28 protein-coding genes and 1 pseudogene are annotated in these 25413 nt (G+C 72.2%); 7 read left to right on the top strand and 22 right to left on the bottom strand.

The window, feature by feature from the left end; all coding sequences use genetic code 11:
- Nucleotides 1-65: 65 nt before the first annotated feature.
- Nucleotides 66-617: an ABC transporter ATP-binding protein gene (locus QSK30_RS05810; RefSeq protein WP_285500159.1), complete on the bottom strand. Its 552-nt coding sequence runs from the start codon at nt 615-617 to the stop codon at nt 66-68.
- A 52-nt stretch (nt 618-669) separates the two neighbouring features.
- Entirely contained in the window at nt 670-1530 is an 861-nt protein-coding gene (locus tag QSK30_RS05805; protein ID WP_285500158.1) for a GNAT family N-acetyltransferase, read from the bottom strand.
- A gap of 149 nt (nt 1531-1679) precedes the next feature.
- Here QSK30_RS05805 and QSK30_RS05800 point away from each other — a divergent pair, with 149 nt between their 5' ends.
- Nucleotides 1680-2321, top strand: coding sequence for a DedA family protein (locus QSK30_RS05800; protein WP_285500157.1), 642 nt, complete (start codon nt 1680-1682; stop codon nt 2319-2321).
- On the opposite strand, the gene QSK30_RS05795 is transcribed toward QSK30_RS05800, so the two are convergent.
- Nucleotides 2311-2718, bottom strand: coding sequence for a VOC family protein (locus tag QSK30_RS05795; protein ID WP_285500155.1), 408 nt, complete (start codon nt 2716-2718; stop codon nt 2311-2313). The genes QSK30_RS05800 and QSK30_RS05795 overlap by 11 nt on opposite strands.
- Nucleotides 2719-2800: 82 nt before the next feature.
- A complete protein-coding gene (locus QSK30_RS05790; protein WP_285500153.1) occupies nt 2801-3418 on the bottom strand; it encodes a nucleoside/nucleotide kinase family protein in 618 nt (205 codons plus the stop codon).
- 76 nt (nt 3419-3494) lie between these two features.
- Here QSK30_RS05790 and QSK30_RS05785 point away from each other — a divergent pair, with 76 nt between their 5' ends.
- Nucleotides 3495-4547 (top strand): LacI family DNA-binding transcriptional regulator, encoded by a 1053-nt coding sequence (locus tag QSK30_RS05785; RefSeq protein WP_285500416.1) that lies wholly within the window; start codon nt 3495-3497, stop codon nt 4545-4547.
- A gap of 112 nt (nt 4548-4659) precedes the next feature.
- Here the strand turns inward: QSK30_RS05785 and QSK30_RS05780 are convergent, their stop codons facing one another.
- Nucleotides 4660-5136, bottom strand: coding sequence for an SRPBCC family protein (locus QSK30_RS05780; protein ID WP_285500151.1), 477 nt, complete (start codon nt 5134-5136; stop codon nt 4660-4662).
- Between the two features lie 70 nt (nt 5137-5206).
- Nucleotides 5207-5389 (bottom strand): hypothetical protein, encoded by a 183-nt coding sequence (locus QSK30_RS05775; protein ID WP_285500150.1) that lies wholly within the window; start codon nt 5387-5389, stop codon nt 5207-5209.
- Nucleotides 5390-5538: 149 nt separating this feature from the next.
- Between QSK30_RS05775 and QSK30_RS05770 the strand changes: the two genes are divergently transcribed.
- Complete coding sequence (locus tag QSK30_RS05770; RefSeq protein WP_285500149.1) at nt 5539-5952, top strand: ATP-binding protein; 414 nt, start codon at nt 5539-5541, stop codon at nt 5950-5952.
- Between the two features lie 6 nt (nt 5953-5958).
- Here the strand turns inward: QSK30_RS05770 and QSK30_RS05765 are convergent, their stop codons facing one another.
- The 3 genes from QSK30_RS05765 to QSK30_RS05755 all read right to left on the bottom strand — a co-directional run bounded on the left by QSK30_RS05765 (nt 5959) and on the right by QSK30_RS05755 (nt 8605).
- Complete coding sequence (locus QSK30_RS05765; protein ID WP_285500147.1) at nt 5959-6660, bottom strand: hypothetical protein; 702 nt, start codon at nt 6658-6660, stop codon at nt 5959-5961.
- 88 nt (nt 6661-6748) lie between these two features.
- Nucleotides 6749-7480, bottom strand: a complete 732-nt coding sequence (locus tag QSK30_RS05760; protein ID WP_285500146.1) for an SDR family NAD(P)-dependent oxidoreductase — start codon at nt 7478-7480, stop codon at nt 6749-6751.
- A gap of 42 nt (nt 7481-7522) precedes the next feature.
- Nucleotides 7523-8605, bottom strand: coding sequence for a glycoside hydrolase family 76 protein (locus QSK30_RS05755; RefSeq protein ID WP_285500145.1), 1083 nt, complete (start codon nt 8603-8605; stop codon nt 7523-7525).
- A gap of 103 nt (nt 8606-8708) precedes the next feature.
- Between QSK30_RS05755 and QSK30_RS05750 the strand changes: the two genes are divergently transcribed.
- Entirely contained in the window at nt 8709-9761 is a 1053-nt protein-coding gene (locus QSK30_RS05750) for a DUF4037 domain-containing protein (RefSeq protein WP_285500144.1), read from the top strand.
- Here QSK30_RS05750 and QSK30_RS05745 read toward each other — a convergent pair.
- From QSK30_RS05745 to QSK30_RS05725, 5 genes are all read right to left on the bottom strand, one after another.
- A complete protein-coding gene (locus QSK30_RS05745) occupies nt 9745-10443 on the bottom strand; it encodes a TrmH family RNA methyltransferase (protein WP_285500143.1) in 699 nt (232 codons plus the stop codon). The two genes, QSK30_RS05750 and QSK30_RS05745, sit on opposite strands and share 17 nt — an antisense overlap.
- Nucleotides 10398-10778 (bottom strand): DUF2784 domain-containing protein, encoded by a 381-nt coding sequence (locus QSK30_RS05740; RefSeq protein WP_285500142.1) that lies wholly within the window; start codon nt 10776-10778, stop codon nt 10398-10400. The genes QSK30_RS05745 and QSK30_RS05740 overlap by 46 nt, the downstream gene beginning before the upstream one ends.
- 84 nt (nt 10779-10862) lie before the next feature.
- Entirely contained in the window at nt 10863-11456 is a 594-nt protein-coding gene (pyrE, locus tag QSK30_RS05735) for an orotate phosphoribosyltransferase (protein ID WP_285500141.1), read from the bottom strand.
- A 10-nt stretch (nt 11457-11466) separates the two neighbouring features.
- Nucleotides 11467-12276 (bottom strand): LURP-one-related family protein, encoded by an 810-nt coding sequence (locus QSK30_RS05730; RefSeq protein ID WP_285500140.1) that lies wholly within the window; start codon nt 12274-12276, stop codon nt 11467-11469.
- Nucleotides 12277-12286: 10 nt separating this feature from the next.
- Nucleotides 12287-13066 carry an SDR family NAD(P)-dependent oxidoreductase gene (locus QSK30_RS05725; protein ID WP_285500139.1) on the bottom strand — a complete coding sequence of 260 codons (780 nt, stop codon included), beginning with the start codon at nt 13064-13066 and terminating at the stop codon, nt 12287-12289.
- Between the two features lie 169 nt (nt 13067-13235).
- Here QSK30_RS05725 and QSK30_RS05720 point away from each other — a divergent pair, with 169 nt between their 5' ends.
- On the top strand, nt 13236-14153 hold the full coding sequence (locus tag QSK30_RS05720; RefSeq protein ID WP_285500138.1) for an ArsR/SmtB family transcription factor: 918 nt from the start codon (nt 13236-13238) through the stop codon (nt 14151-14153).
- A gap of 29 nt (nt 14154-14182) precedes the next feature.
- On the opposite strand, the gene QSK30_RS05715 is transcribed toward QSK30_RS05720, so the two are convergent.
- The 4 genes from QSK30_RS05715 to QSK30_RS05700 form a co-directional block, all read right to left on the bottom strand.
- Nucleotides 14183-14887: a TtfA family protein gene (locus QSK30_RS05715; protein WP_285500137.1), complete on the bottom strand. Its 705-nt coding sequence runs from the start codon at nt 14885-14887 to the stop codon at nt 14183-14185.
- Nucleotides 14888-15009: 122 nt separating this feature from the next.
- The gene (gene clpB, locus QSK30_RS05710) at nt 15010-17604 is read right to left on the bottom strand and encodes an ATP-dependent chaperone ClpB (RefSeq protein WP_285500136.1); all 2595 of its coding nucleotides are present in this window, start codon (nt 17602-17604) and stop codon (nt 15010-15012) included.
- A gap of 538 nt (nt 17605-18142) precedes the next feature.
- The gene (locus QSK30_RS05705) at nt 18143-18586 is read right to left on the bottom strand and encodes a MarR family winged helix-turn-helix transcriptional regulator (protein WP_285500135.1); all 444 of its coding nucleotides are present in this window, start codon (nt 18584-18586) and stop codon (nt 18143-18145) included.
- A gap of 80 nt (nt 18587-18666) precedes the next feature.
- The gene (locus tag QSK30_RS05700; RefSeq protein ID WP_285500134.1) at nt 18667-19182 is read right to left on the bottom strand and encodes a pyridoxamine 5'-phosphate oxidase family protein; all 516 of its coding nucleotides are present in this window, start codon (nt 19180-19182) and stop codon (nt 18667-18669) included.
- 304 nt (nt 19183-19486) lie between these two features.
- Between QSK30_RS05700 and QSK30_RS05695 the strand changes: the two genes are divergently transcribed.
- Nucleotides 19487-20590 (top strand): FAD-binding oxidoreductase, encoded by a 1104-nt coding sequence (locus QSK30_RS05695; protein WP_285500133.1) that lies wholly within the window; start codon nt 19487-19489, stop codon nt 20588-20590.
- A 10-nt stretch (nt 20591-20600) separates the two neighbouring features.
- Nucleotides 20601-20974: pseudogene (locus QSK30_RS05685) on the top strand (VOC family protein).
- A 235-nt stretch (nt 20975-21209) separates the two neighbouring features.
- Here QSK30_RS05685 and QSK30_RS05680 read toward each other — a convergent pair.
- From QSK30_RS05680 to dnaK, 4 genes are read right to left on the bottom strand one after another with little or no spacing between them, the layout of a single operon-like run.
- The gene (locus QSK30_RS05680; RefSeq protein ID WP_285500130.1) at nt 21210-21635 is read right to left on the bottom strand and encodes a heat shock protein transcriptional repressor HspR; all 426 of its coding nucleotides are present in this window, start codon (nt 21633-21635) and stop codon (nt 21210-21212) included.
- Entirely contained in the window at nt 21632-22828 is a 1197-nt protein-coding gene (gene dnaJ, locus QSK30_RS05675) for a molecular chaperone DnaJ (protein WP_285500128.1), read from the bottom strand. Before dnaJ ends, QSK30_RS05680 begins: the two co-directional genes overlap by 4 nt.
- Before the next feature lie 20 nt (nt 22829-22848).
- Nucleotides 22849-23499 (bottom strand): nucleotide exchange factor GrpE, encoded by a 651-nt coding sequence (gene grpE / locus QSK30_RS05670; protein ID WP_285500126.1) that lies wholly within the window; start codon nt 23497-23499, stop codon nt 22849-22851.
- The gene (gene dnaK / locus QSK30_RS05665; RefSeq protein WP_285500124.1) at nt 23496-25340 is read right to left on the bottom strand and encodes a molecular chaperone DnaK; all 1845 of its coding nucleotides are present in this window, start codon (nt 25338-25340) and stop codon (nt 23496-23498) included. The genes grpE and dnaK overlap by 4 nt, the downstream gene beginning before the upstream one ends.
- Nucleotides 25341-25413: the final 73 nt, after the last annotated feature.

Below are 25413 nucleotides of genomic sequence, written 5' to 3'. Positions count from 1 at the left end.
CGAGCTGGAAAGCCCGGACGCCCGGGCACCAAGCGGCAATGCCGGGCGGGCGCGTCGCACCGCCGTCACCGCGTCCGCTCAGCCGTGCCACCGGCCTCGTCGAGGTCGACGAACTGGTCGGCCACCGCCTGGACCAGCGGCGGGAAGTGGCTGGCGATCACCACGGCCGCACCCGCGGCCTTGGCCGCCTTGACCATCCCCGCCAACCACTCCCGGCCCGCGGCGTCGACCGCGCGCTCGGGCTCGTCGAGCAGGAGCAGCCGGTGCGGGCGGGCGAAGGCACCGCGCAGCAGCAGCCTGCGCTGCTGCCCGGCGGAGAGCTGACGGCTGGGCACGTCGGGCAGGTCGTGGTCGGGCTCCTCGACGCCGAGCAGCTCGAAGTGCTGGGCGGGGGTGTACTCGCCGAACAGCGCCGAGTCGTCGAACAGCACGGACACGGCCCTGCGGAACTCAGGCCGCCGCTCGTCCGGCGGCTGCCCGTCGACGGTGACCGAGCCCTCGGTGGGGTCTTGCACCCCGTAGAGGCAGCGCAGCAACGTCGACTTCCCCGATCCGTTGACCCCGGTCAGGGCCAGGCAGCTGCCCTCGGCGAGTTCGAGGTCGAGTCCCCGGAACAACCACCGCTCAGCACCTACGCGGACACCGAGCCCGCTCAACCGCACCAGCACGTCAGGCGAACGAGCGACCGATTGATCGAGTTCCACCCCGGTAGGTGGTGCAGCGGCCGTACTGGGTGAAACCGAGGCCGAGGTAGAGCGGCAGCGCGCCGACCGACCGCGGGTCGCCCACCACCGGGTAGACGATCGCGCGCTCGGCCCCCGCGTCCCGAGCCGCGCGCATGGCCGCCAGGCAGACCGCGCGGGCGAGCCCCTTGCGGCGGTGGGTGGGGGCGGTACCGACCGGCTCCAGCTCGGCGACCCGGTGGACCGGGTCGAGCCAGATCAGGCAGCTGGCGGCGAAGGTCCCGTCCGGCGCTTCAATCACCCAGTCGAGGGTCGCCTGATAGGGCCAAGCGGCGCTGAGCGCCGCGTAGCTCGCCGCGGTCACCCGCGACGGGTGCCAGGCCGCGCGGTGCACCTCGACCCGCCGGTCCAGATCCGCGGGCGTGACGTGGCGGGCGTGGAAGCCGTCCGGGAGAACCGGGGTGGCCAGGTCGGTGAGCGGATGCGCGAGGTAGACGGAGAAGGGGCCCTCCTGGGCGCGGTAACCCCGCTCGACCAGCGCCGCGATGACGTGGACCTCAGAGTCGAGCACCGGGACCGAGTGGCCGGGGAACTCGTCGAGCACCGCGCCCGCCAGGTACGGGAAAGCCGGGTCCACCAGCAGTTGCAGGCCGTGGGCGTCCACCCAGCCCCAGGCGAGCACCACGCCGTCGCGCTCCCACACCCGCGTCGTCCACTCCGCCTCCCGGCCCGCGTGCTGGAACCGCTGCCAGGCCAGGTCACCGACGTGGCACAGGCTCGCGGGGGAGAAGATCCGCTGGGCCAGCGCCTGCAGGTCGCGCACCGTGCCCTCGCGCGTGGTGATCACGGCTGGAATTGTCGTCCGACACCGGCTATCGGGCGAATCATTTCCAGGCCGGAAATGCGATCTTGACCGGGGTTGAATCGTGACCGAAGTCCGGTGAATACGACCCCGAACATCTGCGGCGCGCCAGGTCGGGCACGTACCCTACGGCCGTGAACACCGCGCTCGGCGTGCTCGAATCCGCTGGTCCACTGCTCGTCTGGGCCATCGTGCTGGGCTTCGTCTTCGCCGAGTGCGCCTTCATCGTGGGCCTGTTCCTGCCCGGCGACTCGCTGCTGTTCGCCGCCGGGGTCGTGCTGGCCCAGCACGGCGCCGAGCACCAGGCCTGGTGGCTCTCGCTGGTGGCCACCCTGGTCGCGGTCGCGGGCAACCAGCTCGGCTACTACGTCGGCGCCAAGACCGGCCACGCGATCATCACCCGGGTCGGCGGCCGGGTGCTCTCCCAGCACAACCTCGACCGCGCCAGGGACTTCCTGGACCGGCGCGGCTTCTTCGCCATCGTGGTGGCCCGCTGGATCCCGTGGATCCGCACGCTGGCCCCGCTGGTCGCGGGCGCGGCGAAGATGGACCCCCGCCGGTTCGCGCTGGCCACCTTCATCGGCGGCGTGGCCTGGGTGCCGACCCTGGTGCTGCTCGGCTACTACGGCGCGGGACTGCTCGACGAGCTGCCGTGGCTCAAGACCGCCGCGGTCGTGGGCAGCGTGGCGTTCTTCGTGGTCGGCACGGTCTGGGGCGTGCTGCGCTACCGGCAGGAGATGCGCAGGCCGGTCGACACCGTCTCGGTCACGGACTAGGCGGGGCCCAGAGCACCAGCTGGATGCCGTCCGGGTCGCGCAGCACCACCACGGCGGCACCGGGGGCGGAGATCTCCTCGGTGATCGGGGAGAACGTCACGCCGTGCTCGGTGAGCCGGTCGGTCCACCCGCGCAGGGTCGCCTCGTCGGAGACCGAGAACGTCAGGTGGTCCAGGCCGGGTCTGCACTCGTCGAACGGCTCGTGCGCACCGCCGGGGTGCTGGACCAGGGTCAGCGTGATGCCGAAGCCGCGCAGGAACACCTTGCGCAGGCCCTGCTCGCCCTCGTCGGCGCGGCCGGCGGTGGTGAAGCCGAGCACGCGCTCGTACCAGGGGACGCTGCGGTCAACGTCCGTGACCGTCAGCGCGACGTGGTGGACGCCGGTCAACGTGGGCATCGACGAACCGTCCTCTCCTTGACCCGTTCGGGGGCGGGCCGTCCGCCATAGTGCCCCAGTCGAGTGACTCGGGTGCGTTCGGTCAATCGATCTTCCGCAGCAGGAGGTCCGCTGTTGGCGCGGTGGTCGCCACCAGTTGGGCGTTGTGCTCGTCCGATCCGGTGGTGCGCGCCCAGGCCTGGTCGCGAGTCCGGCCGTAGGCCATATGGCGTGCTAGGAGGCGTGCGCGGCGGACGTCCTCGCCGGGGTCGAGGTACCAGGCCTCGGTCAGCAGGGGGCGCACGTCCGGCCACAGCAACAGGTAGTTGCCCTCGGTCACCACGAGGGGAACGTCACACCCGACCGGGACAGCGCAGGCGATCGGCTCCTCGATCTCGCGGCGGAACTCGGGGGCGTAGACGACCGGTTCGTCGTTGGCGCGCAACCGGCGCAGCAGGTGCGCGTAGCCGCCCTCGTCGAAGGTATCGGGGGCACCCTTGCGCTCGGCGCGGCCGAGCCGGTCGAGCTCGACCTGGGCGAGGTGGAAGCCGTCCATGCCCACCAGGGCGGCCCGGCCGCCCAGGGCGTCGACCAGCCGGTGGGCCAGCGTCGACTTGCCCGAGCCCGGCGCGCCGCAGATCCCCAGCAACCGGCGCTCGCCGGGCACCGCGAGCGCCGCCGCGCGACCGACCAGATCAGCGAAAACGGGCTCCCGGGTCATCAGCAGCACCCCCGTCTGGGTAGGGTTCCCGCAAGCGTTTGCCACGAGAGTTGGAGTCGAGCACGCAGTGGCCACCATGGAGGACGTCGCCAAGCTGGCGGGTGTCTCGATCAGCACCGTCTCACACGTGGTCAACGAGACCCGGCCGGTCGCGGGCGCGACCCGCGACCGGGTCCTCGCCGCGATCGAGAGCACCGGCTACACCGGCAACGCGATCGCCCGGTCGCTGGTCACCGGCGGCACCAAGTCCATCGGGGTGGCCATGTCGCTGCTGGCCAACCCGCACCTGGCGCAGCTGATCCACGCCATCGAGGCCGAGGCCACCGCGGCCGGGTACACCGTGCTGCTGGGCGACACCCTCGACACCGAGGACGGCGAACGGGCCGCCGTGCGCAAGCTGCAGGCGCGGCGGGTCGACGGCATGCTGCTCACCCCCGCCCCGGGCGACACCTCGACGCTGGAGCAACTGGCCCGCACCGGGGTGCCCGCGGTCCTGGTCGACCGGGTCTCGCACAAGATCAAGCTCGACCAGGTCGGCCCGGAGAACATCCAGTCCACCTCGGCGCTGGTCTCGCACCTGGCGGGCGCGGGCCACCGCCGGATCGCCTTCATCAGCGGCGTCGAGTGGATGGGCGCCAGCGAGGAGCGCACCCTCGGGTACCGGCTGGGCCTGGGCCGGGCGGGCCTGCGCTGGGACTCCAACCTGGTCGCGGGCGGCGGCGCCACCCACGAGGACGGCGTGCTGGCCATGCGCAGGCTGCTGACCGTCCCCGAACGCCCCACCGCGGTGATCACCGGCAACGGCGCGATGACCGCCGGGGCCTACCGGGAGGCCAGGGCGCACGGCCTGGAGATCGGCCGCGACCTGTCCATCGCGGGCCACGACGAGGTCGACTGGGCCGAGCTGGTCACCCCCGGCATCACCACGATGGCGCACCCGGTGGACGAGATCGGCCGGACCGCGGTGCGGCTGCTGCTGGCGCGGTTGGCCGACCCGGAGCGGGCACCGGAGACCGTGCTGCTGGCCCCCGCGCTCACCCACCGCGGCTCCTGCGGCTGCGCGACCCAGGCGGCGACCCAGACGACCCCAGCGACCCAGGCGACCCCAGCGGCCGACACGACCGACTAGGCGCACGCGAAAGCCCCCGACCTCGGTCGGGGGCTCTGCCGCGAGGCGCGTCGCGGTAGTGCTCGTGCGGTGGTGCCGGTACTGCTCGTGTGGTGGTGCGGTGTCGCGAGAACTACTTGGGCGGGATCTGGCCCGGGGCCTCGACCTCGCCGCGCCACGAACCGGTGGCCTTGCCGTCGCGGTCCTCGATGAACTCCTTGAACCGCTTCATGTCCGACTTGATCCGCCGGTCGATGATGCCCAGCTTGTCGGCCACGTTCTCGGCGAAGCCCTCGGGGTCGATGTCCATCTGGGCGGTGACCCGGGTCTCGCGCTCGTTGAGCCGGTGGAAGGTGATCACACCGGCGTGGTCCGGGCCCGCGTCCGAACGCCAGGCGACCCGCTCGTCCGGGATCTGCTCGGTGATGGTCGCGTCGAACTCGCGGGTGACCCCGCCGATCTTGGTCACCCAGTGCGTGTGCCGGTCGTCGAGCTGCTGGATCCGCTCGACGCCCTCCATGAAGTACGGGAACGACTCGAACTGGGTCCACTGGTTGTAGGCGGTGGACACCGGGACGGTCACATCGACGGACTCGGTGATGGTGCTCAACGAGATCAGCTCCTCCAGGGTGCGTCGGGCATTACGACCAGTGAGTACCCGGGCGAATCCGACCTACACCTCACGCCGCCCGATGCTCGTCACGTTTGGTCCCGCCATCGGCGGACAGGCCGAGCATGGCAAGCAATTCGGCACATTCCGCCGCATCGGTGGAGCAGGCCGCGACCACCCGGGCGGCCTGGGCGCGCCGCGCGTCGGGGATCGACAGGTCCAGGTCGCCGATGAGGCCCAGGTCGTCGGACATCGGGGTCAGCTCCTCCCGTGGAGAACAACGTTGTGCCCCGCGTACCCACGATCGAGTGCGATCACACGCGACGGGTAACGCGAACACCCGGGCGGGCGACGGTCATGGCGGTCGGGTTTGGGCGGACCCGCACACCCGGAGGGGGCGGCGTGCTGGATCCGAAGATCGACTCGACCACGCGGAGCATCGCGTCACTGAGCTTCACCGTCACCGCGGACTGCGACGAGCTCGCGGGCGCCCGGCACCGCCTCACTGACTGGCTGCGTGGCCAGTCCGCCCCCGAGGCCCTGGTCTCCGACATCGTGCTGGCCGTGTACGAGGCGCTGGCCAACGCCATGGAGCACGCCTACAGCGGCGAGCCGGGCCTGGTGGCGCTGACCGTCACCCTGCGCGAGGACGACGCGGTGGTGAGCGTGACCGACCACGGCCGCTGGCGGGACCCGAACCGCGACCTGGGCATCACCCGCGGCCACGGCCTGGTCATGATCCAGGCCATGACCAGCCGCTTCGACCTCACCCACACCGACGGCCGCACCACGCTGACGGCCTACTTCCCGCGCTAGCCCGCGCTAACCGACAGCCCCCAGCTCACCCACGCCGGCCCGCGGTGCCGCACCGGGCCGCCGCCTGGTGCGGTGCGCCCAGACCCACAGGCCCGCACGGGCGAGCGCGATCACCCCGCACCCGATCAGGGCGCCGGTGGTGAGCTCGACGGCCGCCGCGCGCTGGTCGGCGGCCTCGGCGGCGGGCAGCGGGTCCACGTCGCCGCCGGGGTCGACCAGCACGTCGAGGCGCCCGCCCGGCTCGGCCAGGCGGAATGGCCGGGGGAACTCGGCGTGGGTGGTCCCGCAGTCCACCGTGTGGGTGAAGTTGCGCTCCTTGCCGTCCGGCACCACCCGGGTCACCGCGCAGGAGACGACCACACCGCGGTCGGCCAGCACCGACGCCTGGGTGAGCTGGGCGGCGGGCGACACGCAGAGGAAGACCAGCACGACGATCATCAGCCCGGCGAACGCGCCGGGCGCGAGCTCGCGGTCCTCGAACTCGCTCCAGTCCAGGAAGCACGCCGTGCACGCGCTGGTGACCAGGGCGAGGGAAACGGCCAGGACCACCAGGAGGACGTGCGCGCCGACCCCCAGCACGCCGGACTGGGCGTAGGCGTGGAAGAGCGCGGTGCCGACGGCGGCGGCGATGACCAGCGCGGGCAGGAAGAGTCCGGTTAGGACAGTCCGGGCAAGCACCCAGAGGACGCGGCCCACCAGTCTCAGCACCTGTCCAGTTGAGCAGACCTGATCACCGCGGAACAGCCCGGGCTCGGCTGCCGCCCCGGCAACGGGTGATCACCGCAGCTCAGAAAGCTCAGAAGCCGCCCGAGATCGGCAACACCGCCCCGGTCACGAAGGACGCGGCGGGGCTGAGCAGCCACACCACCCCCTCGGCGATCTCCTCGGGCTCACCCGCCCGCCCCAGCGGGATCCGCGAGGCGAGCCGCGCGGGCCGGTCGGGCATCCCCGCCGCGCTGTGCAGGTCCGTGTTGACCAGCCCCGGCGCCACGACGTTGACCCGGATCCCCTCACCGGCGACCTCTTGCGCCAACCCGTAGGTGAGCGTTTCCACGGCGGCCTTGCTCGCCGCGTAGTGCGCCCACTCCCCGGGCGAGCCGCGGTGCGCGGCGGTGCTGGAGATCGTCACGATGGCCCCACCGCGCCCGGACATCCGCCGGACGGCCTCCCGCAGGCACAGGAAGACCCCGGTGACGTTCACGTCGAGCACCCGCCGGACGGTGGCGGCGGACTGCTGGTCGAGCCGCCCGGGGGTGTCGCCGGTGATGCCCGCGTTGGCGACCAGCCCGGTCAACGGCCCGAGCGCGTCGGCGGCGGTGAACAGCGCGGCGACCTCGTCCTCGTCCGCCACGTCCGCGCGCACGGCCAGCCCCCGCCTGCCCAGCGCCTCGACCTCCCGCACGACCGCGGCCGCGGCGGCCTCGTCACGCGCGTAGTTGACCACCACGTCGAACCCGTCCCGGGCCGCTCGGCGGCAGATCGCCGCCCCGATACCCCGGGCACCACCGGTCACCACCAGCACACTCATGCCGCCATGCTGACACGCTCGGGTGGTCCACCGGGACCGGCGTCACGAGCCCGGTCCGCGGTCGCGTTCCAGCAGGGCGGCGGCTTCCAGCACCATCCACCCGGACAGCTGCACCGACAGGTCGCGTTCCACCCGCCGGTCGGTCCGGCCGCGCGGTGCCACCGCGGGCTCGGACCACTCGGGGCCGAACACCGGGCCGCTGGCGGCGATCGTGCGGTTGCGCCAGGCCGCCTCGGCGGAGCTCAACACCAGGCGGCGGGCCACCTCGGCCGCGGCGTCCGGCAGGCGCAGGGCGGACTGGGCCAGGTAGCGGGCCAGGATTCCCGCGAACAGCCCACCGTCCCCACCCTCCTGCCCGGGCAGGACTCCGTTGACCGCGAGGTTCTTGTCCACCGCGTGGATCGTGCGCGCCGCCCACTCGGTTCGGCCGAGTTCCACGCAGGCGCCCAGGAACACGCCCTGGCAGTAGGTGTAGATCGTGGTGACGACCTCCCCGACCGATCCGTCCGGGCGCACGTGCAAGCCGTCCCACAGCAGGCCGGTGTCCGGGTCGACCAGGTACTCGGCCATCCACTCCGTGGTCGCACGGGCCCGGGCCAGGTCACCGAGGCGGGCGAAGAGGATCGCGGTGGGCCCGTTGGCGGGCACGTTCTTGAAGGTGTCCTTGCGCCGCCACCAGACGCCGCCGCCCGCCTCGTCGGTCCACCCCTCGCGGAGCTGGGCGGCGATGGCCTGCAGCGGTCGGTCCGCGCTCACCCCGGCCTCGCCCGCCTCCGTGGTGCGCAGCAGCGCGAGCCCGAGCCAGGCGATGTCGTCGTAGTAGTCGTTGGTCCACACCCCGAAGTTGCGCACCCGGATCCCGCGCACCAGCGCCTGGATCACCCGCCCCCGGGCGGGGTTCGCCGAGCGCAGCTGCGCGTCGACCAGGCAGTCGAGCAGGTGCGCCTGCCACCAGTAGTTCCAGTGCGCGTGCAGCCGTTGCCCCGTTCCCGGGGGCCAGGCCGCCACCCCCAGCAGGGTGCCCGGCGCGCCCCACACGCGCCGCAGGTGCCGCGAGCGCACGGCGCGCTCGGCCACGCCCGCGCGCGCGGCCCAGAGCGCGGGGTCGGCGTTGTCCCGGGTCATGCCCCCATGGTGCGCCCGGGCCGCGGTCCGGTGCGTGCCCGCCAGGCAAGATCAGGGAGAAGATCGGGGAAATCCGCTTGCCGCCGCTGCCACGCTGGGAGGCGTGATCCCCGGCCTGGAACTGTCCCGCCGCTTCTACCTGGAGGCGGTCGCGCCCCTGGTGCACGTGCCGCACTCGGCGGCGCGGCTGGACACCGGGTCGGAGGTGCTGGGCTACGACACCGAGATCTCCGCCGACCACGAGTGGGGGCCGCGCTGCCAGGTCTTCATCGCCGACCTGTCGCAGGCCGACCGGATCCACCGCGAGCTGGCCGAGCGGCTGCCCAAGGAGTTCCTCGGCTACCCGACGCACTTCGAGGGTGTCGGGGTCGGGCACATGACGCCCACCGACGGCCCGGTCGCGCACCGGGTCGAGGTGACCGACATCGCGGGCTGGGCCGAGCGCAGGCTCGGGTTCGACCCGCGGCTGGAGGTCACCACCCTCGACTGGCTGGCGACCCCGACGCAGGAGCTCGCCCAGATCACCGGCGGGACGGTGTTCCACGACGGTCTCGACCAGCTCGACCTGCTGCGCCGCGGGCTCGCCTGGTACCCCGACCACGTGTTCCGCTACGTGCTGGCCTGCCAGTGGCGGCGGATCGCGCAGGAAGAGGCGTTCGTCGGCCGGGCGGGTGAGGTCGGCGACGAGATCGGCTCGGCCGTGGTGGCCGCCCGGCTGGTGCGCGAGCTGATCCGGCTAGTCCTGCTCTACCACCGCGTCTACCCGCCGTACAGCAAGTGGCTCGGCAGCGCCTTCGCCCGCCTGGGCGCCCAGCCGATCACCGACATCCTGCGCGACGTCCTGACCGCCGTGGACTACCGCGAGCGCGGCGACCGGCTCGCCGACGCCTACGAGTTCGCCGCCACCACGCACAACCTCACCCCGGGGTTCCAACCGGTGGACGGCACCCGGCGCACCTACTACGGCAGGCCGTACCCGGTGCTGCTCGCCGACCGGTTCGTCGAGGCCCTGCTCGCGGGCGCGGCGCTCGAGGGCACGACGCTGAGCGGACTCCCGCTGACCGGGGCGGTGGACCAGTGGACCGACAGCACCGACCTGGCCATGAATGTCCACTTGAGACGGGCGGCGGTGGCCGGGGTCACCAGGCTCGACTGAGGTCGGCATGCGCGCGGATCCACGCGTGCATCACGATCCCGGCCGCCACCCCGGCGTTGATCGACCGGGTGGAGCCGAACTGCGCAATGGACACGAGCAGGTCCGCGCCCGCCCGGGCCTCGTCGGTCAGCCCTGGCCCCTCTTGGCCGAAGAGGAGAACGCAGCGGCGCGGCAGGGTGGCGGTTTCAACCGGAACCGAGCCGGGGGTGTTGTCGACCCCCACCACAGCGAGACCCTCCGTGGCCGCATAGTCCACAAGCGACTCGACGGTCGGGTGGTGGTGCACGTGCTGGTATCGGTCGGTGACCATGGCCCCGCGCCGGTTCCACCGCTTGCGCCCCACGATGTGCACCGCCCGCGCGGCGAAGGCGTTGGCGGTGCGGACCACGGTCCCGATGTTGTGGTCGTGCTGGAAGTTCTCGATGGCGACGTGGAAGTCGTGCCTGCGCTCGTCGAGGTCGGCGACCACCGCGGCCCGGCTCCAGTAGCGGTAGGCGTCGACCACGTTGCGGCGGTCGCCCCCGGCCAGCAGCTCGGGGTCGTACCGCGCGCCCTCGGGCCACTCGCCCGGCCACGGGCCGACCCCGACCGGGTCACCGAAGACCCACTCCGTTGGCCCTACTCCACCCGTCGGCCCTACTTCACCGGGACCATCCGGCTCGTGCTCTTGCGATTCCGCCACTGGATGTACACACCCGCGTAAGAGGTCACCAACGCCGCGACACCGACCGCCACGGCGAGGCCAATGTAGCCGGTGGGCAGGATCTCACCGAAGATGTAGTACTCGTTGAAGCCACCGGGAAGCGGACCGAGACCCTGCTTCGCCCGAAAGAAGTTCTCCAGCGAGGTCAGCGGGCAGGCCGCGGACGTGACGTTGACGATCACGCCCCAGGCGGCGAAGAGCAGGTGCAGGAAGATCGACCTGGGCCATCTCCAGGCGAGGAAACCGCCCAGGCCGATGTAGAGCAACGCCACGAAGTGCACGAACACGGTCGCATGGGCGAGCACAGCGAACACCGGCCACCTCCCCAACCACCGGTAGAACCGGCGAGTACTTCCAAAGTACCCAAGTTGGGGCAGGTCCACCCGGGTCGGCGCTGGTCAGTCGGTGTCGACCAGGCCGAGGTCGGCCAACCCGAGCAGCGAGCGGTACGGCAGCCCACGCGCCTCGATGGCCTCGCGGGCGCCGGTGTCCCGGTCGACCACGGTGACCACGCCGATCACGACCGCGCCCGCCTCCTGCAGCGCGTCGACGGCGGTGAGCACGCTGCCCCCGGTCGTGGAGGTGTCCTCGACCGCGAGCACCCGCTGCCCGCTGACCTCGATGCCCTCGATCCGCCGCTGTAGGCCGTGCGCCTTGGCGTCCTTGCGGACCACGAAGGCGTCGAGCACCTCACCGGCGGCCGCGGCGGCGTGCATCATCGCCAGCGCGACCGGGTCGGCGCCGAGGGTCAGGCCGCCCGCGGCGACGTAGTCCCAGTCGCCGGTGAGCCCGCGCAGCAGCCGCCCGATCAGCGGTGCCGCGGCGTGGTGGAGGGTGGCCCGGCGGAGGTCGACGTAGTAGTCGGCCTCCTTGCCGGACGCGAGCGTGACCTTGCCGTGCACCACGGCAAGCTCGCTCACCAGGCGGGCCAGTTCGCCCTTGGTTGCTGGGTCGACAGTCGGAGCGGTTCGCACGAGGCGCAAGCCTGCCATGCGCCCCGACTCAGCCGAAGCCCCGGCTGTCCTGCTTGAGCGCGGTGTCGACGGTGAGTGCCGAGGCGACCACCATCGAGATCAGCGGGTCCGGCAGCGGCCGGTGGATCTGCAGCACGTAGTTGTCCGCGTTGGTGAACAGCGTCTTGGCCACGCCCTCGAACGTCTTGGTGATCCGCGCGACCTCGGCACCGGTGTGGTCGACCACGGCGAAGTTCCAGGCCCGCCAGTTCTCCGCCTGGATGCCGCCGATGTCCTGGCCGTTGACCACGAACGAGAAGCGGATCTTGCCGAACACGTTCTGCTGCACGATCTCGCCGATCGGCGCGCCGTCGCCGCGCTCGACGATCATCCGCGACTTCACGAACTTCGCCGGCCGGGTGAGCCGCAGCACCGTCTGGTGGTTGACGTCGCGGACCTCGAGCTTGTGGGTGAAGAACTGGTCGTAGCTGCCCAGGAACCGGACGGCCTTCTTCAGCGCGCTCTGCCCCACCTGGGCGACCGAGCCGATCTGGCGGCCCTGCTGGTCGAACACCGAGTACTCGTTCGACATCTCGATGAGCTTGACCTTCTGGTTCACCACCAGCACCGGCTCGGTGAACAGGGTGCCGCCACCCTGGCCGACCTGGCCGACACCCGCGCGGCGCTGCTGCTCCTGGATGCGGGCCGGGTCGGGTCCCTGGCCGATCGGGATCTCCCAGCCGCTGGCGTCGCTGCGCGGCTGCTGCTGGGTGTTGTTGGTCCACTGGTTGCCGTCCCACCAGCGCAGGACTGTGGAGCCGGGCGAGTCGGGGTACCACCCGGGCTGCGGATTCGTCATGCCCGGGAGCCTAACCTCGGTCGCGGCCCGCGGCGGCCCGCTTCCCCAGGAAACGCAGCAGCCCGCGGGGCAGGAGCTTGGTCACGCCGAGCAGTGCCTTGTACGGTGCGCCCGGCACCGAGCGGGACCGGTTGTGCCGCAGGTCGTCGAGGGCGTCGGCGACCACCCGGTCGGCCTGCAGCCAGAGGAAACCGGGCAGGGTGGACATGTCGTCGCCCGCCCGGTCGTGGAACTCCGTGCGGGTGAACCCGGGGCACAGCGCGACCACCCGCACGCCGGTGCCCGCGAGGTTCGCGGCGAGCCCCTCGGACAGCGCGGTCACGTAGGCCTTGGTGGCCCCGTAGGACGGTCCGGTGACCGGGAAGAAGCCCGCGATGCTGGAGACGTTGATCACCCCGCCGTGGCCGCGGGCGATCATCCCGGGCAGCGCGGCCCGGGTGAGCCGCAGCACGCTGGTGACGTTGACGTCGAGCTGGTTCTGCAGCCAGTCCACATCGGCCTCGGCGAACGCGCCGCGGGTGCCGAAGCCCGCGTTGTTGACCAGCAGGTCGACCGGGCGCTCCTGGTCGGCGAGCCGCGCCTCGACCCGCTTGCGCGCCCGGGTGGTCGACAGGTCGGCGGTCAGGGTCTGCACCCGCACCCCGTGCGCCGCGGCCAACTCCGCGGCGACCTCCTTGAGCCGCTCGGTGGTGCGGGCGACGATGACCAGGTCGTACCCGTCGGCGGCGAGCCTGCGGGCGAAGGCCGCGCCGATACCCGCGGTGGCACCGGTGATGAGCGCAGTTGGCATGGCACCAAACCTACTAATAGGTAATCACCACCGGAACCGTTTGGGTGGAGTTGAGAACGCCCGCCGCGAAGACCCCCCACCCCGCGGCGGGCTGCCCCGATCGTGGCAAACACCAGCGGTCCGGGGCCATCCTTTCGGCGGAGGCCGAAAGGTGGGACCATCCAGGGCGATGGTGCGCATCCGGTTCGGTGTCGACGAGCTCGTCCGGACCAGGGTGCCGCCCACCGGGGTCGCGGACATGGTCGAGGCGGTGTTCAGCATCCCGCTGCTGGCCCGGCCGACCCCGGTCTTCGCCCCCTGGCGCGAGCGGCTCGTCAGCAGGCTCGACCAGCGCGCGGTGCCGCCGCTGCTGGACCTGCTGCCGGACTACAACCCGCCGCTGTTCATGATCATGCGGACCGACGACCCGGCCCGGCTGGCGGACCGGATCGAGTCGGTGCCCACCGCCCGGCTGGCCGTCGACCTGGCCGCGGTCGGCCGACCGGGCCCGCTGGGGCGCGGCGACCGGGACGTGCGCAGGGCGGTCACCGCGGCGCTCGCCCGCTACCACCGCGCGTTCGCCGAGGACCTGCCGGTGGTGCGCCGGATCGTCGCGGACGACCTGGCCCACCGCGCGGCGGTGCTGGCCCGCGGCGGCGTGGTCGGCCTGCTGGAGTCGCTGCACCCGGGGGTCCGGTGGCGCAGCCCGGTCCTCGAACTGCCCGGACCCGACCTGGAGATCACCCTCGCCGGGCACGACGTGTGGGTGGTCCCGTCGGTGTTCCTGCGCGGCAGGCCCCGGATCCTGGTCGAGCCCGCGGCCTGCTTCATCGTCTACCCGGCCCGCGACCCGTTGCGGCTGACCGCCCCGGCCCCGGAGGGCGACCCGCTCGCCGACCTGCTCGGCCGGACCCGGGCCGCGGTGCTGCGCGAGCTGGCGGTCGAACGCACGACCGGTGAGCTGGCCGACCGGCTCGGCGTCAGCCCGGCCACCGCGTCCGAGCACGCGAGCGTCCTGCGCGCGGCGGGCTTCGTGACGACGCGCCGGGACGGCCGCAGCGTGCGGCACGGCCAGACCGAACTGGGGCGCAGCGCGGCCGGACGCTGAGAGGACTCCCGGTCAGAGAGGACTCCGGGTCAGGAGTCCGTGGAGCCCGGCTTGCTGCCCGCCTCGGCCGAGGGCTCGGCGGCGACCGCGGCCTCCTCGGTGTCGAACGGGTCGACCACGTCGGCGATCTCGCCGATGCCGCGCAGCAGCCGCTCCAGCCGGGACGGGCTGGACGAGGGCGCGGCGGCGGCCAGCACCCAGCCCGCCTCGATCCAGGCGACCGCGATGTCCTGGCCGATCTCCTCGGTGGCGTCGACCAGGTCCGGGGTGATCAGCGCCCGGGCGGCGGCGATGTCGGAGACGAAGGCGTAGCGCTGGCCGACCGGGCCGAGCAGCTCGGGCATGTGCTCGCGCTGGAACGGGGTGCTCGGCACCCACAGCTCCAGCACGACCGGGTGCACCCGGCGGCACTGCACCGCGGCGATCACCACGTTGACCCGGCCACCGGCCTCCAGGTCGAAGACGTAGACCTTGCGCCTGCCGTCGGCGGTGAAGGTCGAGCCCGCCACCACGTCCCTGGCCACGCCGTCGCCGTAGTAGGCCACGGCGCCGCCGCTCCACTGCGACGGCAGCTGCGGGTCGGACTCGGCGAACTGCCAGCCGCGCAGGGCCGCCCACCGGCGGCGCTCCCGGTTGCGCGAGGTGAGCAGCGCTCGATCGCGCAGCAAGAACAGGCCGCCCGCGACTGCTGCGACGACCGCGATGACGAACCAGACCCACGCGGGGATGCCCACGTGGGGCAGCGTAGTCGTCATCGCGGCTTGTTCAAGATCACGGGGGCGCCCCGGCCCCTGTGTCGCGGAACCGGGGCGCCGAGATGATCACGTGGAGCGCCGGGCGGGCCTCCCGCGGCCGGTCAGCCCGCGCGCCGGACGGTGAGGCCCGAGTTGTCGTCGGCGAGGTCGACCTCGACCGTGTCGCCGTCGCGGATCTCGCCGCTGAGCAGCGACTTGGCCAGCTGGTCGCCGATCGCCGAGGACACCAGCCGCCGCAGCGGGCGGGCGCCGTAGACCGGGTCGAACCCGTTGAGCGCCAGCCAGTCCCGCGCGCCGGTGCTGACCAGCAGGGTGAGCCTGCGCTGGGCCAGCCGCTGGCCGAGCCTGGCCACCTGGATGTCGACGATCGCGGTGAGCTCCTCGGTGGCCAGCGCGTGGAAGACCACCACGTCGTCGAGCCGGTTGAGGAACTCGGGCTTGAAGTGCCGCTGCACGACCGCCATCACCGCGTCGTGCCTGCCGCGGTCGTCCAGCGACGGGTCGGTGATCGACTGCGAGCCCAGGTTCGAGGTGAGCACCAGGATGGTGTTGCGGAAGTCGACCGTGCGGCCCTGGCCGTCGGTGAGCCTGCCGTCGTCGAGGACCTGCAGCAGCACGTCGAAGACGTCCTGGTGCGCCTTCTCCACCTCGTCGAGCAGCACCACGCTGTACGGGCGGCGGCGCACCGACTCGGTCAGCTGGCCGCCCTGGTCGTAGCCGACGTAGCCGGGCGGGGCACCGACCAGGCGGGCCACCGAGTGCTTCTCGGAGTACTCGCTCATGTCGATCCGGATCATCGCCCGCTCGTCGTCGAAGAGGAACGCGGCCAGCGCCTTGGCCAGCTCGGTCTTGCCGACGCCGGTGGGTCCGAGGAACAGGAACGAGCCGGTCGGGCGGTCCGGGTCGGCCACGCCCGCGCGGGCCCGGCGCACCGCGTCGGAGACCACCCGCACCGCCTCGGCCTGGCCGACGACCCGCCCGGCGAGCGCCTCCTCCATCCGCAGCAGCTTCTGCGTCTCGCCCTCGAGCAGCCTGCCCGCCGGGATGCCGGTCCACGCCGAGACGACCTCGGCCACGTCGTCCGGGCCGACCTCCTCCTTGAGCATCACCGCCTCGCCGGTCGGGGTGCTGGTGGCCGCGGTGGCCGCCGCCAGCTGCTTCTCCAGCGCCGGGATGCGCCCGTAGCGCAGCTCGGCGGCCCGGCCGAGGTCGGCGTCGCGCTCGGCCCGCTCGGACTCCCCGCGCAGCGACTCCAGCTGCTCCTTGAGCTCGCGGACCCGGTCGATCGAGCCCTTCTCGTTCTGCCAGCGGGCGGTGAGCGCGGCCAGCTGCTCGCGCTTCTCGGCCAGCTCGGCGCGCAGCGCGGCCAGCCGGTCCCGGGAGGCGGCGTCGTCCTCCTTGGCCAGCGCCATCTCCTCGATCTCCAGCCTGCGCACGGCCCGCTCGACCCCGTCGATCTCCACCGGCCGCGAGTCGATCTCCATCCGCAGCCGGGACGCGGCCTCGTCGACCAGGTCGATGGCCTTGTCCGGCAGGAACCGGGCGGTGATGTAGCGGTCGGACAGGGTAGCCGCGGCCACCAGGGCGGTGTCGGTGATCCGCACGCCGTGGTGGACCTCGTAGCGCTCCTTGAGACCGCGCAGGATGCCGATGGTGTCCTCGACCGAGGGCTCGCCGACCAGCACCTGCTGGAAGCGGCGCTCCAGCGCGGCGTCCTTCTCGATGTGCTGGCGGTACTCGTCGAGGGTGGTCGCGCCGACCATCCGCAGCTCGCCGCGGGCCAGCATCGGCTTGATCATGTTGCCCGCGTCCATCGCGCCCTCGCCGGTGGCGCCGGCGCCGACGATGGTGTGCAGCTCGTCGATGAAGGTGACCACCTGGCCCGCGGAGTCGGTGATCTCCTTGAGCACGGCCTTGAGCCGCTCCTCGAACTCGCCGCGGAACTTCGCCCCGGCGACCATCGAGCCCAGGTCGAGGGACACCACGCGCTTGCCGCGCAGCGACTCGGGCACGTCCCCGGCGATGATCCGCTGGGCCAGGCCCTCGACGATGGCGGTCTTGCCGACCCCGGGCTCGCCGATGAGCACCGGGTTGTTCTTGGTGCGGCGGGAGAGCACCTGCACGACCCGCCGGATCTCGCTGTCGCGGCCGATCACCGGGTCCAGCTCGCCCTTGCGGGCCCGCTCGGTGAGGTCGACGCCGTACTTCTCCAGCGCCTGGTAGGTGCCCTCCGGGTCGGGGCTCGACACCCGGGCCGAACCGCGGACCCGGGCGAACGCCTCGCGCAGCGCGTCCGGGGTGGCGCCGTGCCGCTTGAGCAGGTCGGCGACGTCACCGCCCTCGGCGGACAGGCCGACCAGCAGGTGCTCGGTGGAGACGTACTCGTCGCCCATCTCGGTGGCCAGCTTCTGGGCGTTGGTGATCGCCCGCAGCGCCTGCTGGGAGAGGCCGGGGGAGGACACCGTGGCGCCGGTGGCCGACGGCAGGCCGCGGCCGAGCGGCTCCAGGTCCTTGCGGACCACGTCCGGGTCGGCGCCGACGGCGGTGAGCAGCGGGACGGCGATGCCGTCGGTCTGGGCCAGCAGCGCACCGAGCAGGTGAACCGGTCGGATGTCGGGGTTCCCGGCCCCGGACGCGGCCTGCGCGGCCGCGGAGATCGCCTGCTGAGTCTTGGTCGTCGGGTTGAACGCGTCCATCTCCCACCTCGGGTCGCCGCACTGTCTACCGGGTCAACGTCAGCAAAGTTGAGCGAGTTCCGCTCAAGTCCGAACTGGTGCCCGCGATCACGGATCAGGTGAACAGCAGACGTACGACCACTCCACCGAGAGCTGAGGCCGAGCAGGACCACCCGATCGGGTGGTCACCCACATGTCGCAATCGTGCTATCCACACAAGTAATCCACTTATCCACAATGCCCAGGTCCTTATCCACAGGCCGGTGGACAACATCAGTCACCCACTCGTGTTTGGGCTTCACGGGTGGTGACCTGCGCCAATTCGATCACGGATCGCGGTCGCCGCGAGGGACCCGCCGCGGGTTAACGACGGGCAACGAGACACCGGTCACATCTTCGCTGGTCGGGGCCGGTGCGGGCGACTCGGGCGGGCCGCGCTCCGCGGCGACCAGCCACGCCTGAAGATCAACGCTGCCGGCCCCGAGTCGGCAGCCGAAGGCGGCAACCAGCGCCGGGGCGACCGGCGCCGTGATCACCGCGCCTCGGCACGCACGCCCGGTCAGAGGTCCGCGTTGAACCGGCCCAGCAGGCGGGAGAACTGGTGGATGTCGGCGGCGGACCAGTCGGTGAACTTCGCGCGCAGCTGCACGCGGCGGTCCTCGCGCACCTTCGTCAGCCGGGCGGCACCGGTCTCGGTCAGCTGGACCAGCCGGGCGCGGCCGTCGGACGGGTCGGGCACCCGCTCGACCAGGTCCAGTTGCGCCAGCCGGGCGATCTGCCTGCTGACGGTGGACTTGTCCAGCCCGGTGCGCTCGACCACGTCGGCGGCCCGCACCGGCCCGATGCCGCTCAGGTGGACCAGGAGGGCGTAGGAGGCGCCGTCCAGCCCGGGGTGCACCCGTGCCGCCAAGGTGAGCGAGAGACTGCGCGCCCGGCCGAAGAGCTTCGACAGCTCCCGCTCCAGGTCCTGCGCCGCCGCCTCGCGGTCGTCCGCGTCCGCCAACCCTGCGTCCCTTTCTCGACCCCCGCGTGCGGAACGCTAACCGGACATCCCCGGCAGGGGGAGCCCAGCCCACCGGAGTCCTAGCCCGCGGGAGTGTGCGCGGGCCGGCGCCCGGCCGCGCGGCGGTGCAGGTAGGCCTCCTCGACCTCGACCAGCACCCAGTGCCGGGCGCCGACCCGGTTGGGCAGCTCGGCCTCGCCCAGGACCGTGGCCCGGCCGTTGACCTGCACGGCCTTGGCCGCGTCGACCAGCAGGATGCCCACGTGCGGGTTCTCCCCGATGTTGTCCAGGCTCGCGGGCGCGTCGAACTCGGCGTAGGCGAGGTGCCGGTCGTCGAGCACCTGGATGAAGCCCGGTGGACCGGCCCGCAGGCCGGAGTCGCAGGCGCCCTCGGCGTCGGCGGTGGCGACGTAGGCCAGCTCCATCCGGTGCACCAGTTCGATCATCGGGGCGGTGAGCCGGTCGAGGACCAGGCCGCCCGCGTCCGCTCCGGCGGGCTCACGCGGTCCGGTGGCGTGCGCGGCGGCGGGCGGGACCTCGGCGAACTCGAGCCGCAACAGGTCGGCGCCCGCGGGGGGAAGGGGGTCGATGGACACGCCGGACACCGTTCCACGAGAACAGCCCGGACGCGTAGCCCGCACGTACGATGTACCCCATTGGACGGATTGGCCTGCACGAAGCGTTACCGCGATTGACACAAAGGTGTGATCAAGGCGCTCAAGCGCCAATTTTGCGTCTACTGTCCACTCCGTCGGGGGATGGATGCGCGAGTACCGTGGTGACAGCCTTAACGGGCGCCCGAGAGGTGGAGTCGACCCCCCGATCATGACAGCCAACGCAGTTGTGAGTCCCATCCCGACCTCGCAGCCCCGACACGAGTCCCCCACCGCCGTCAGTGCGATGGTGCGCCTCGTCCGGGACAGCTTCGCGGTCGTCGAGCCGCAGGCGGACCAGGTCGGCCAGTTCTTCTACGGGATGCTGTTCAGCATCGAGCCCAGCGCCCGGGAGATGTTCCCGGCCAACATGCAGGTCCAGCGGTCCCGGCTGCTGCGCGCGCTGGTGCACGTGGTGCAGATGGTCGACCGCCCCGAGGACCTGGTGCCGTTCCTGCGCCAACTCGGCCGCGACCACCGCAAGTTCGGCGTGATCAGCTCGCACTACGAGGCCGTCGGCATGGCGCTGATCGCCGCCGTCAAGCGCTTCGCGGGCGATGCCTGGAGCGACGAGGTGGAGCGCGCCTGGGCCGAGGCGTACACGATCATGGCCCGGGCGATGCTGGACGCCGCGGCCGCCGACGACGGCCCGGCGTCCTGGCCCGCCCAGGTCGTCGACCACGAGCGGCTCGGCTGGGACCTGGCGGTGGTGCGGGTGCGGCCGGACTACCCGCTGGTCTACAAGCCGGGTCAGTACCTCAGCGTCGAGGTCCCGCAGCGGCCGCGGCTGTGGCGGTACTTCACCCCGGCCAACGCCCCCAGTCCGGACGGCGTGATCGAGTTCCACATCCGCGGCGTGGAGAACGGTTGGGTCAGCCGCTCGATCGTCGCGCACGCCAAGGTCGGCGACCGCTGGCGGCTCGGCCCGCCGATGGGCCGCATCGGCGTCGACCGCGCGAGCGGCCGCGACGTGCTGATGATCGCCGGCGGCACCGGTGTCGCGCCGATGCGCTCGATCATCGACGACCTGGCCCAGTGGGGCGACAACCCGCACGTGCACCTGTTCACCGGCGGCCGGGTCCGCGCGGACCTCTACGACCTGCCGCACCTGCAGAACGTCGCGGTGACGAACCCGTGGTTGACCGTCACCCCCGTGCTGGAGTCCGACCCGGACGCCTACGGGGTGGAGCACGGCACACTGGCCGACATCGTCACCCGCTACGGCGCCTGGCCGGACCGGGACGTGCTGGTGGCGGGCTCACCCGGGATGATCCGCTCGACGGTGTCCCGGATGCTCGTCGCGGGCACCCCGCTGGACCGCATCACCTACGACCCATTCAGCCTGGACTGATCCCGGCGCCGTGCACTGGACCCTCGGCTGCGACGCGGCGGACCCCCACCGGCTCGCCGCGTTCTGGGCGCGCGCGCTGGGATACCCGAACCGGGCTACGACGACCCGGACGGCGCGTCGATCGTCGACCCGGACGGCAAGGGACCTGCGATCGGTTTCCTGCGGGTCCCCGAGGCGAAGACGGCGAAGAACCGGGTGCACATCGACATCCGGGTGGCCGGGGAACCACCGTGGGACATGGCCGAACGGGAACGGCTGATCCGCGCGAAGGTGGCCGAACTCGTGGCCGCGGGCGCGACAGCGGTGCGCGAGGAGTCCTACGGGGGAGAACTCGGCCACGTCGTCATGCACGATCCCGAGGCCAACGAGTTCTGCGTCGCCTGACGGCATTGGGCGCGCAGAGGGAGTGGCGCCGAGAACGGGCCCTGCTGCAAGTGGCCAGGCCGTCTCTTCAAGGTCAGAGTGGGCGGGTGGCGAGGTCGATCACGGCCTGGAAGAACCGGGCATTGTCTGGACAGAGGGTCGGCGATGCGGCGCGCGGCCAATCCCGGCAGGCGGGCGGCTTGCTGCCCGCGGCCCGGTTGGGATGGTGGGCGGTGGGGATCCAGCGTTCCGGCTTTCAGCCGCGTTTCTGGGGGCGCCAGACGACGAGGGCGGTCTGCTGGCGGACCGGGACGAGGTCGTGGCGGTAGGACTTGTGGATGGCGGCCGCGGCCTGTTCGGCGGCCACGTAGGCCGCCGCCAGCTGCTCGGTGAGCTCGTCGATCCGGCCGCGCAGGGCGTCGACCTCGTTCTCGAGCTCGATGATGCGCTTGATGCCCGCCAGGTTGACGCCCGCCTCCTGGGAGAGGCGCTGGACCTCGCGCAGCAGGGCGATGTCGCGGACCGAGTAGCGCCTGCCGCCGCCGGGGGTCCGGCCGGGGGAGACCAGACCCTGGCGGTCGTAGCTGCGCAGGGTCTGGGCGTGCAGGCCGGAGAGCTGGGCGGCCACCGAGATGACGAAGACGGGGGTGTCCTCGTCGGCGCCCGGCGGGAACGGGTTCATGACGACTGCCTCGCCTTCTGCACGACGGCGGTCAGCTCCGGCCGCGGGTCGTGGTCGGCGGTGGCCGCGGCGTAGGCCTCCAGCGCGGCCTTCGCCTCGGCGCTCAGCACGGCCGGGACGGCGACCTGCAGGGTGACCATCAGGTGCCCGACCTGGCCGTCGCGCTTGGCGACGCCCTTGCCGCGCACGCGCAGGACCTTTCCGGAAGCCGTGCCGGGGGCCACGTTCAGCGACACCACACCGTCGAGGGTGGGCACCGTGAGGGTCGTGCCGAGGGCCAGCTCGACGAAGGTGACCGGCACGGTGAGGGTCAGGTCGTTGCCGTTGCGGCCGAACACCGGGTGCGCGGTGACGTGCACGCGCACGTACAGGTCGCCCGCCGCGGCGCCCTGGCGACCTGGTTCGCCCTGGCCCGCGAGGCGGATGCGCTGGTCGTCCTCGACCCCGGCCGGGATGCGGACGGTGAGCGTGCGGGTCTTGGTGTTGACGCCCTCGCCCGCGCAGTCGGGGCACGGGTCCTCGACGATGCGGCCGGTGCCGCGGCAGTCGCGGCACGGCTCGCTGAAGGCGAACGCGCCCTGGCTGCGGCTGACCAGACCCACACCACCGCAGGCGGCGCAGGTCTTGGGGGTGCTGCCCGGCCGGGCCCCCGAGCCGTGGCAGGTGTCGCATGTGGACGGACTGGACAACCGCAGCGGCACGGTGGCGCCCTTGACCGCCTCGACGAAGTCGATGCGGACCTCGGTCTCCACGTCCGACCCGCGCTTGGGCCGGGTGGCCCCACCGGCGCCGCCGCCGCGGGCGCGGTTGAACAGGTTGCCGAACAGGTCGCCGAGCCCGCCACCGGCCGCGCCGCCCTGGGCGCCGCCGAAACCGGGCTGGCCGTTGAACATGTCGCCGAAGTCGAAGCCGCTACCGCCGCCGCCCCCGAAGCCCCCCGGCCGGAAGCCGCCGGAGCCGAACATGCTGCGCGCCTCGTCGTACTGCTTGCGCTTGTCCGGGTCGCCGAGCACGCCGTAGGCCTCGGAGACCGACTTGAACCGGGCCTCGGCGTCGGCGTTGCCCGGGTTGGCGTCCGGGTGCAGCTCGCGGGCGAGCTTGCGGTAGGCCTTCTTGACCTCCGCGTCCGAGGCGTCGGAGGAGACGCCCAGCTCGCGATAGAAGTCCTTGTCGATCCAGTCCCTGGCACTCACCGGACGTCCCCTCCCCTCGCTCAGTTCTGCTCGTCGGCGGGTGCCGCCGGGGCCTGCTCCGCGTCGGTGACCGCGACCAGCGCGGCCCGCACGACCCGGTCGCCGAACCGGTAGCCCCGGCGCAGCACGCCGGTCACCGTCGGTCCGTCGACATCGGTGGAGGTGTTGTGCTGCACGGCCTCGTGCACCGACGGGTCGAACGGCTCGCCCTCGTGGCCGAACGGCTCCAGCCCGGCCTTCTGCAACGAGCCGATCAGCTTCTCGGCCACCGCCTTGAACGCGCCGGTGAGGTCGCCGTGCGCGCCGGCCCGCTCGACGTCGTCGAGCACGGACAGCAGGTCGGTGACGACCTGGGCCTTGGCCGAGGACACCACCGCCTCGCGGTCGCGGTCGACCCGCTTGCGGTAGTTGGCGTACTCGGCCTGCAGCCGCTGCAGGTCCGCGGTGCGCTCGTCGAGCTGGGCCTTGAACACCGCGGACGGGTCGAGCTCGGGCTCCTCGGCGGCGTGCCTGCCGCCGACCTCGGCCTCCGGGGTGGAGGGGGCGTGGGTGCCCGCCGCGGCGGGCACCTCCTCCTCGACCTCGACGACCGGACCGGTCTCGCGCTCGGCGCGCGGCTCGTCGCCGGTCTGGTCCTCGGCGAGCCGGTCAGCGCTGTGCTGCTCGGTCACTTCTTGTCCTCGTCGACGATCTCGGCGTCCACCACGTCGTCGGCGCCGTCGGCCTTGGCCTGCGCCGAACCGTCGGCACCCGCACCCGCGGCGTCGGCGCCGGTGTTGGCGTAGAGCGCCGAGCCCATGGCCTGCGACTCGGTGGCCAGCTTCTCCATCGCGGCCTTGATCGGCGCGATGTCGGTGCCCTTGAGCGCCTCGGTGGCCTCGGCGATCGCGGCGTTGACCTTCTCCTTGGCCTCGGCCGGGAGCTTCTCGTCGTTGTCCTTGACGAACTTCTCGGTCTGGTAGACCAGGGTCTCGGCCTGGTTGCGGACCTCGGCCTCGTCCCGGCGCTTCTTGTCCTCGTCGGCGTGCGCCTCGGCGTCCTTGACCATCCGCTCGATGTCGTCCTTGGGCAGCGCCGAGCCGCCGGTGATCGTCATCGACTGCTCCTTGCCGGTGCCCAGGTCCTTCGCGTTGACGTGCACGATGCCGTTCGCGTCGATGTCGAAGGTGACCTCCACCTGCGGCACGCCCCGGGGAGCGGGCGGCAGACCGGTCAGGTCGAAGGTGCCCAGCTTCTTGTTGTCCTGGGCGAAGTCGCGCTCGCCCTGGAACACCTGGATGCCCACGGTGGTCTGGTTGTCGTCGGCGGTGGAGAAGATCTCCGAGCGCTTGGTCGGGATGGTGGTGTTGCGCTCGATGAGCTTGGTGAACACCCCGCCCTTGGTCTCGATGCCCAGCGACAGCGGGGTCACGTCGAGCAGCAGGACGTCCTTGACCTCGCCCTTGAGCACGCCCGCCTGCAGCGCGGCACCGACCGCGACGACCTCGTCGGGGTTGACGCCCTTGTTGGCCTCGCGGCCGCCGGTGAGCTCCTTGACCAGCTCGGCCACCGCGGGCATCCGGGTGGAACCACCCACGAGCACCACGTGGTCGATCTCGCCGACCGAGACGCCCGCGTCCTTGACCACGTTGTTGAACGGGGTGCGGGTGCGGTCGAGCAGGTCGGCGGTGATCCGCTGGAACTCCGCGCGGGTCAGGTTCTCGTCGAGGAACAGCGGGTTCTTGTCGCCGTCGACGGTGATGTAGGGCAGGTTGATGTTGGCGCTGTTCGAGCTGGACAGCTCGATCTTCGCCTTCTCGGCCGCCTCGCGGATGCGCTGCAGCGCCATCTTGTCCTTGGTGAGGTCGATGCCGTTGGAGGCCTTGAACTTCTCCACCAGCCAGTCGACGATGCGCTGGTCCCAGTCGTCGCCGCCGAGGTGGTTGTCACCACTGGTGGCGCGGACCTCCACGACGCCGTCGCCGATCTCGAGCAGCGAGACGTCGAAGGTGCCGCCGCCGAGGTCGAAGACCAGGATGGTCTGCTCCTTGGCGCCCTTGTCCAGGCCGTAGGCCAGCGCCGCCGCGGTCGGCTCGTTCACGATCCGCAGCACGTTGAGGCCCGCGATCTGCCCGGCCTCCTTGGTGGCCTGCCGCTGGGCGTCCTCGAAGTAGGCCGGGACGGTGATCACCGCGTCGGTGATCGTCTCGCCGAGGTAGGCCTCCGCGTCGCGCTTGAGCTTCATCAGCACGCGGGCGCTGATCTCCTGCGCGGTGTAGCCCTTGCCGTCGATCTCGGTCTTCCAGTCGGTGCCGATGTGCCGCTTCACCGAGCGGACCGTGCGGTCCACGTTGGTGACAGCCTGGTTCTTGGCGGGCTGACCGACCAGGACCTCGCCGTTCTTGGCGAAGGCCACGATGGACGGGGTGGTCCGGGAACCCTCGGAGTTGGCGATAACCGTCGGTTCACCGCCTTCGAGGACGGCGACGACGGAGTTGGTCGTCCCCAGGTCGATGCCGACCGCTCGCGCCATTTCTTCCTCCTGCTGTGTTGCTGCCTGTGGTTCTCGGCCCACTGGGGGCCGGGCTGGTGAAGTTGAGCCTACC

The sequence above is a fragment of the Actinokineospora sp. NBRC 105648 genome (assembly GCF_030269645.1).
Classification (GTDB): domain Bacteria; phylum Actinomycetota; class Actinomycetes; order Mycobacteriales; family Pseudonocardiaceae; genus Actinokineospora.
The sequence above is the reverse complement of the archived record's forward strand: the minus strand, read 5'-3'. Positions and strand labels throughout refer to the sequence as shown.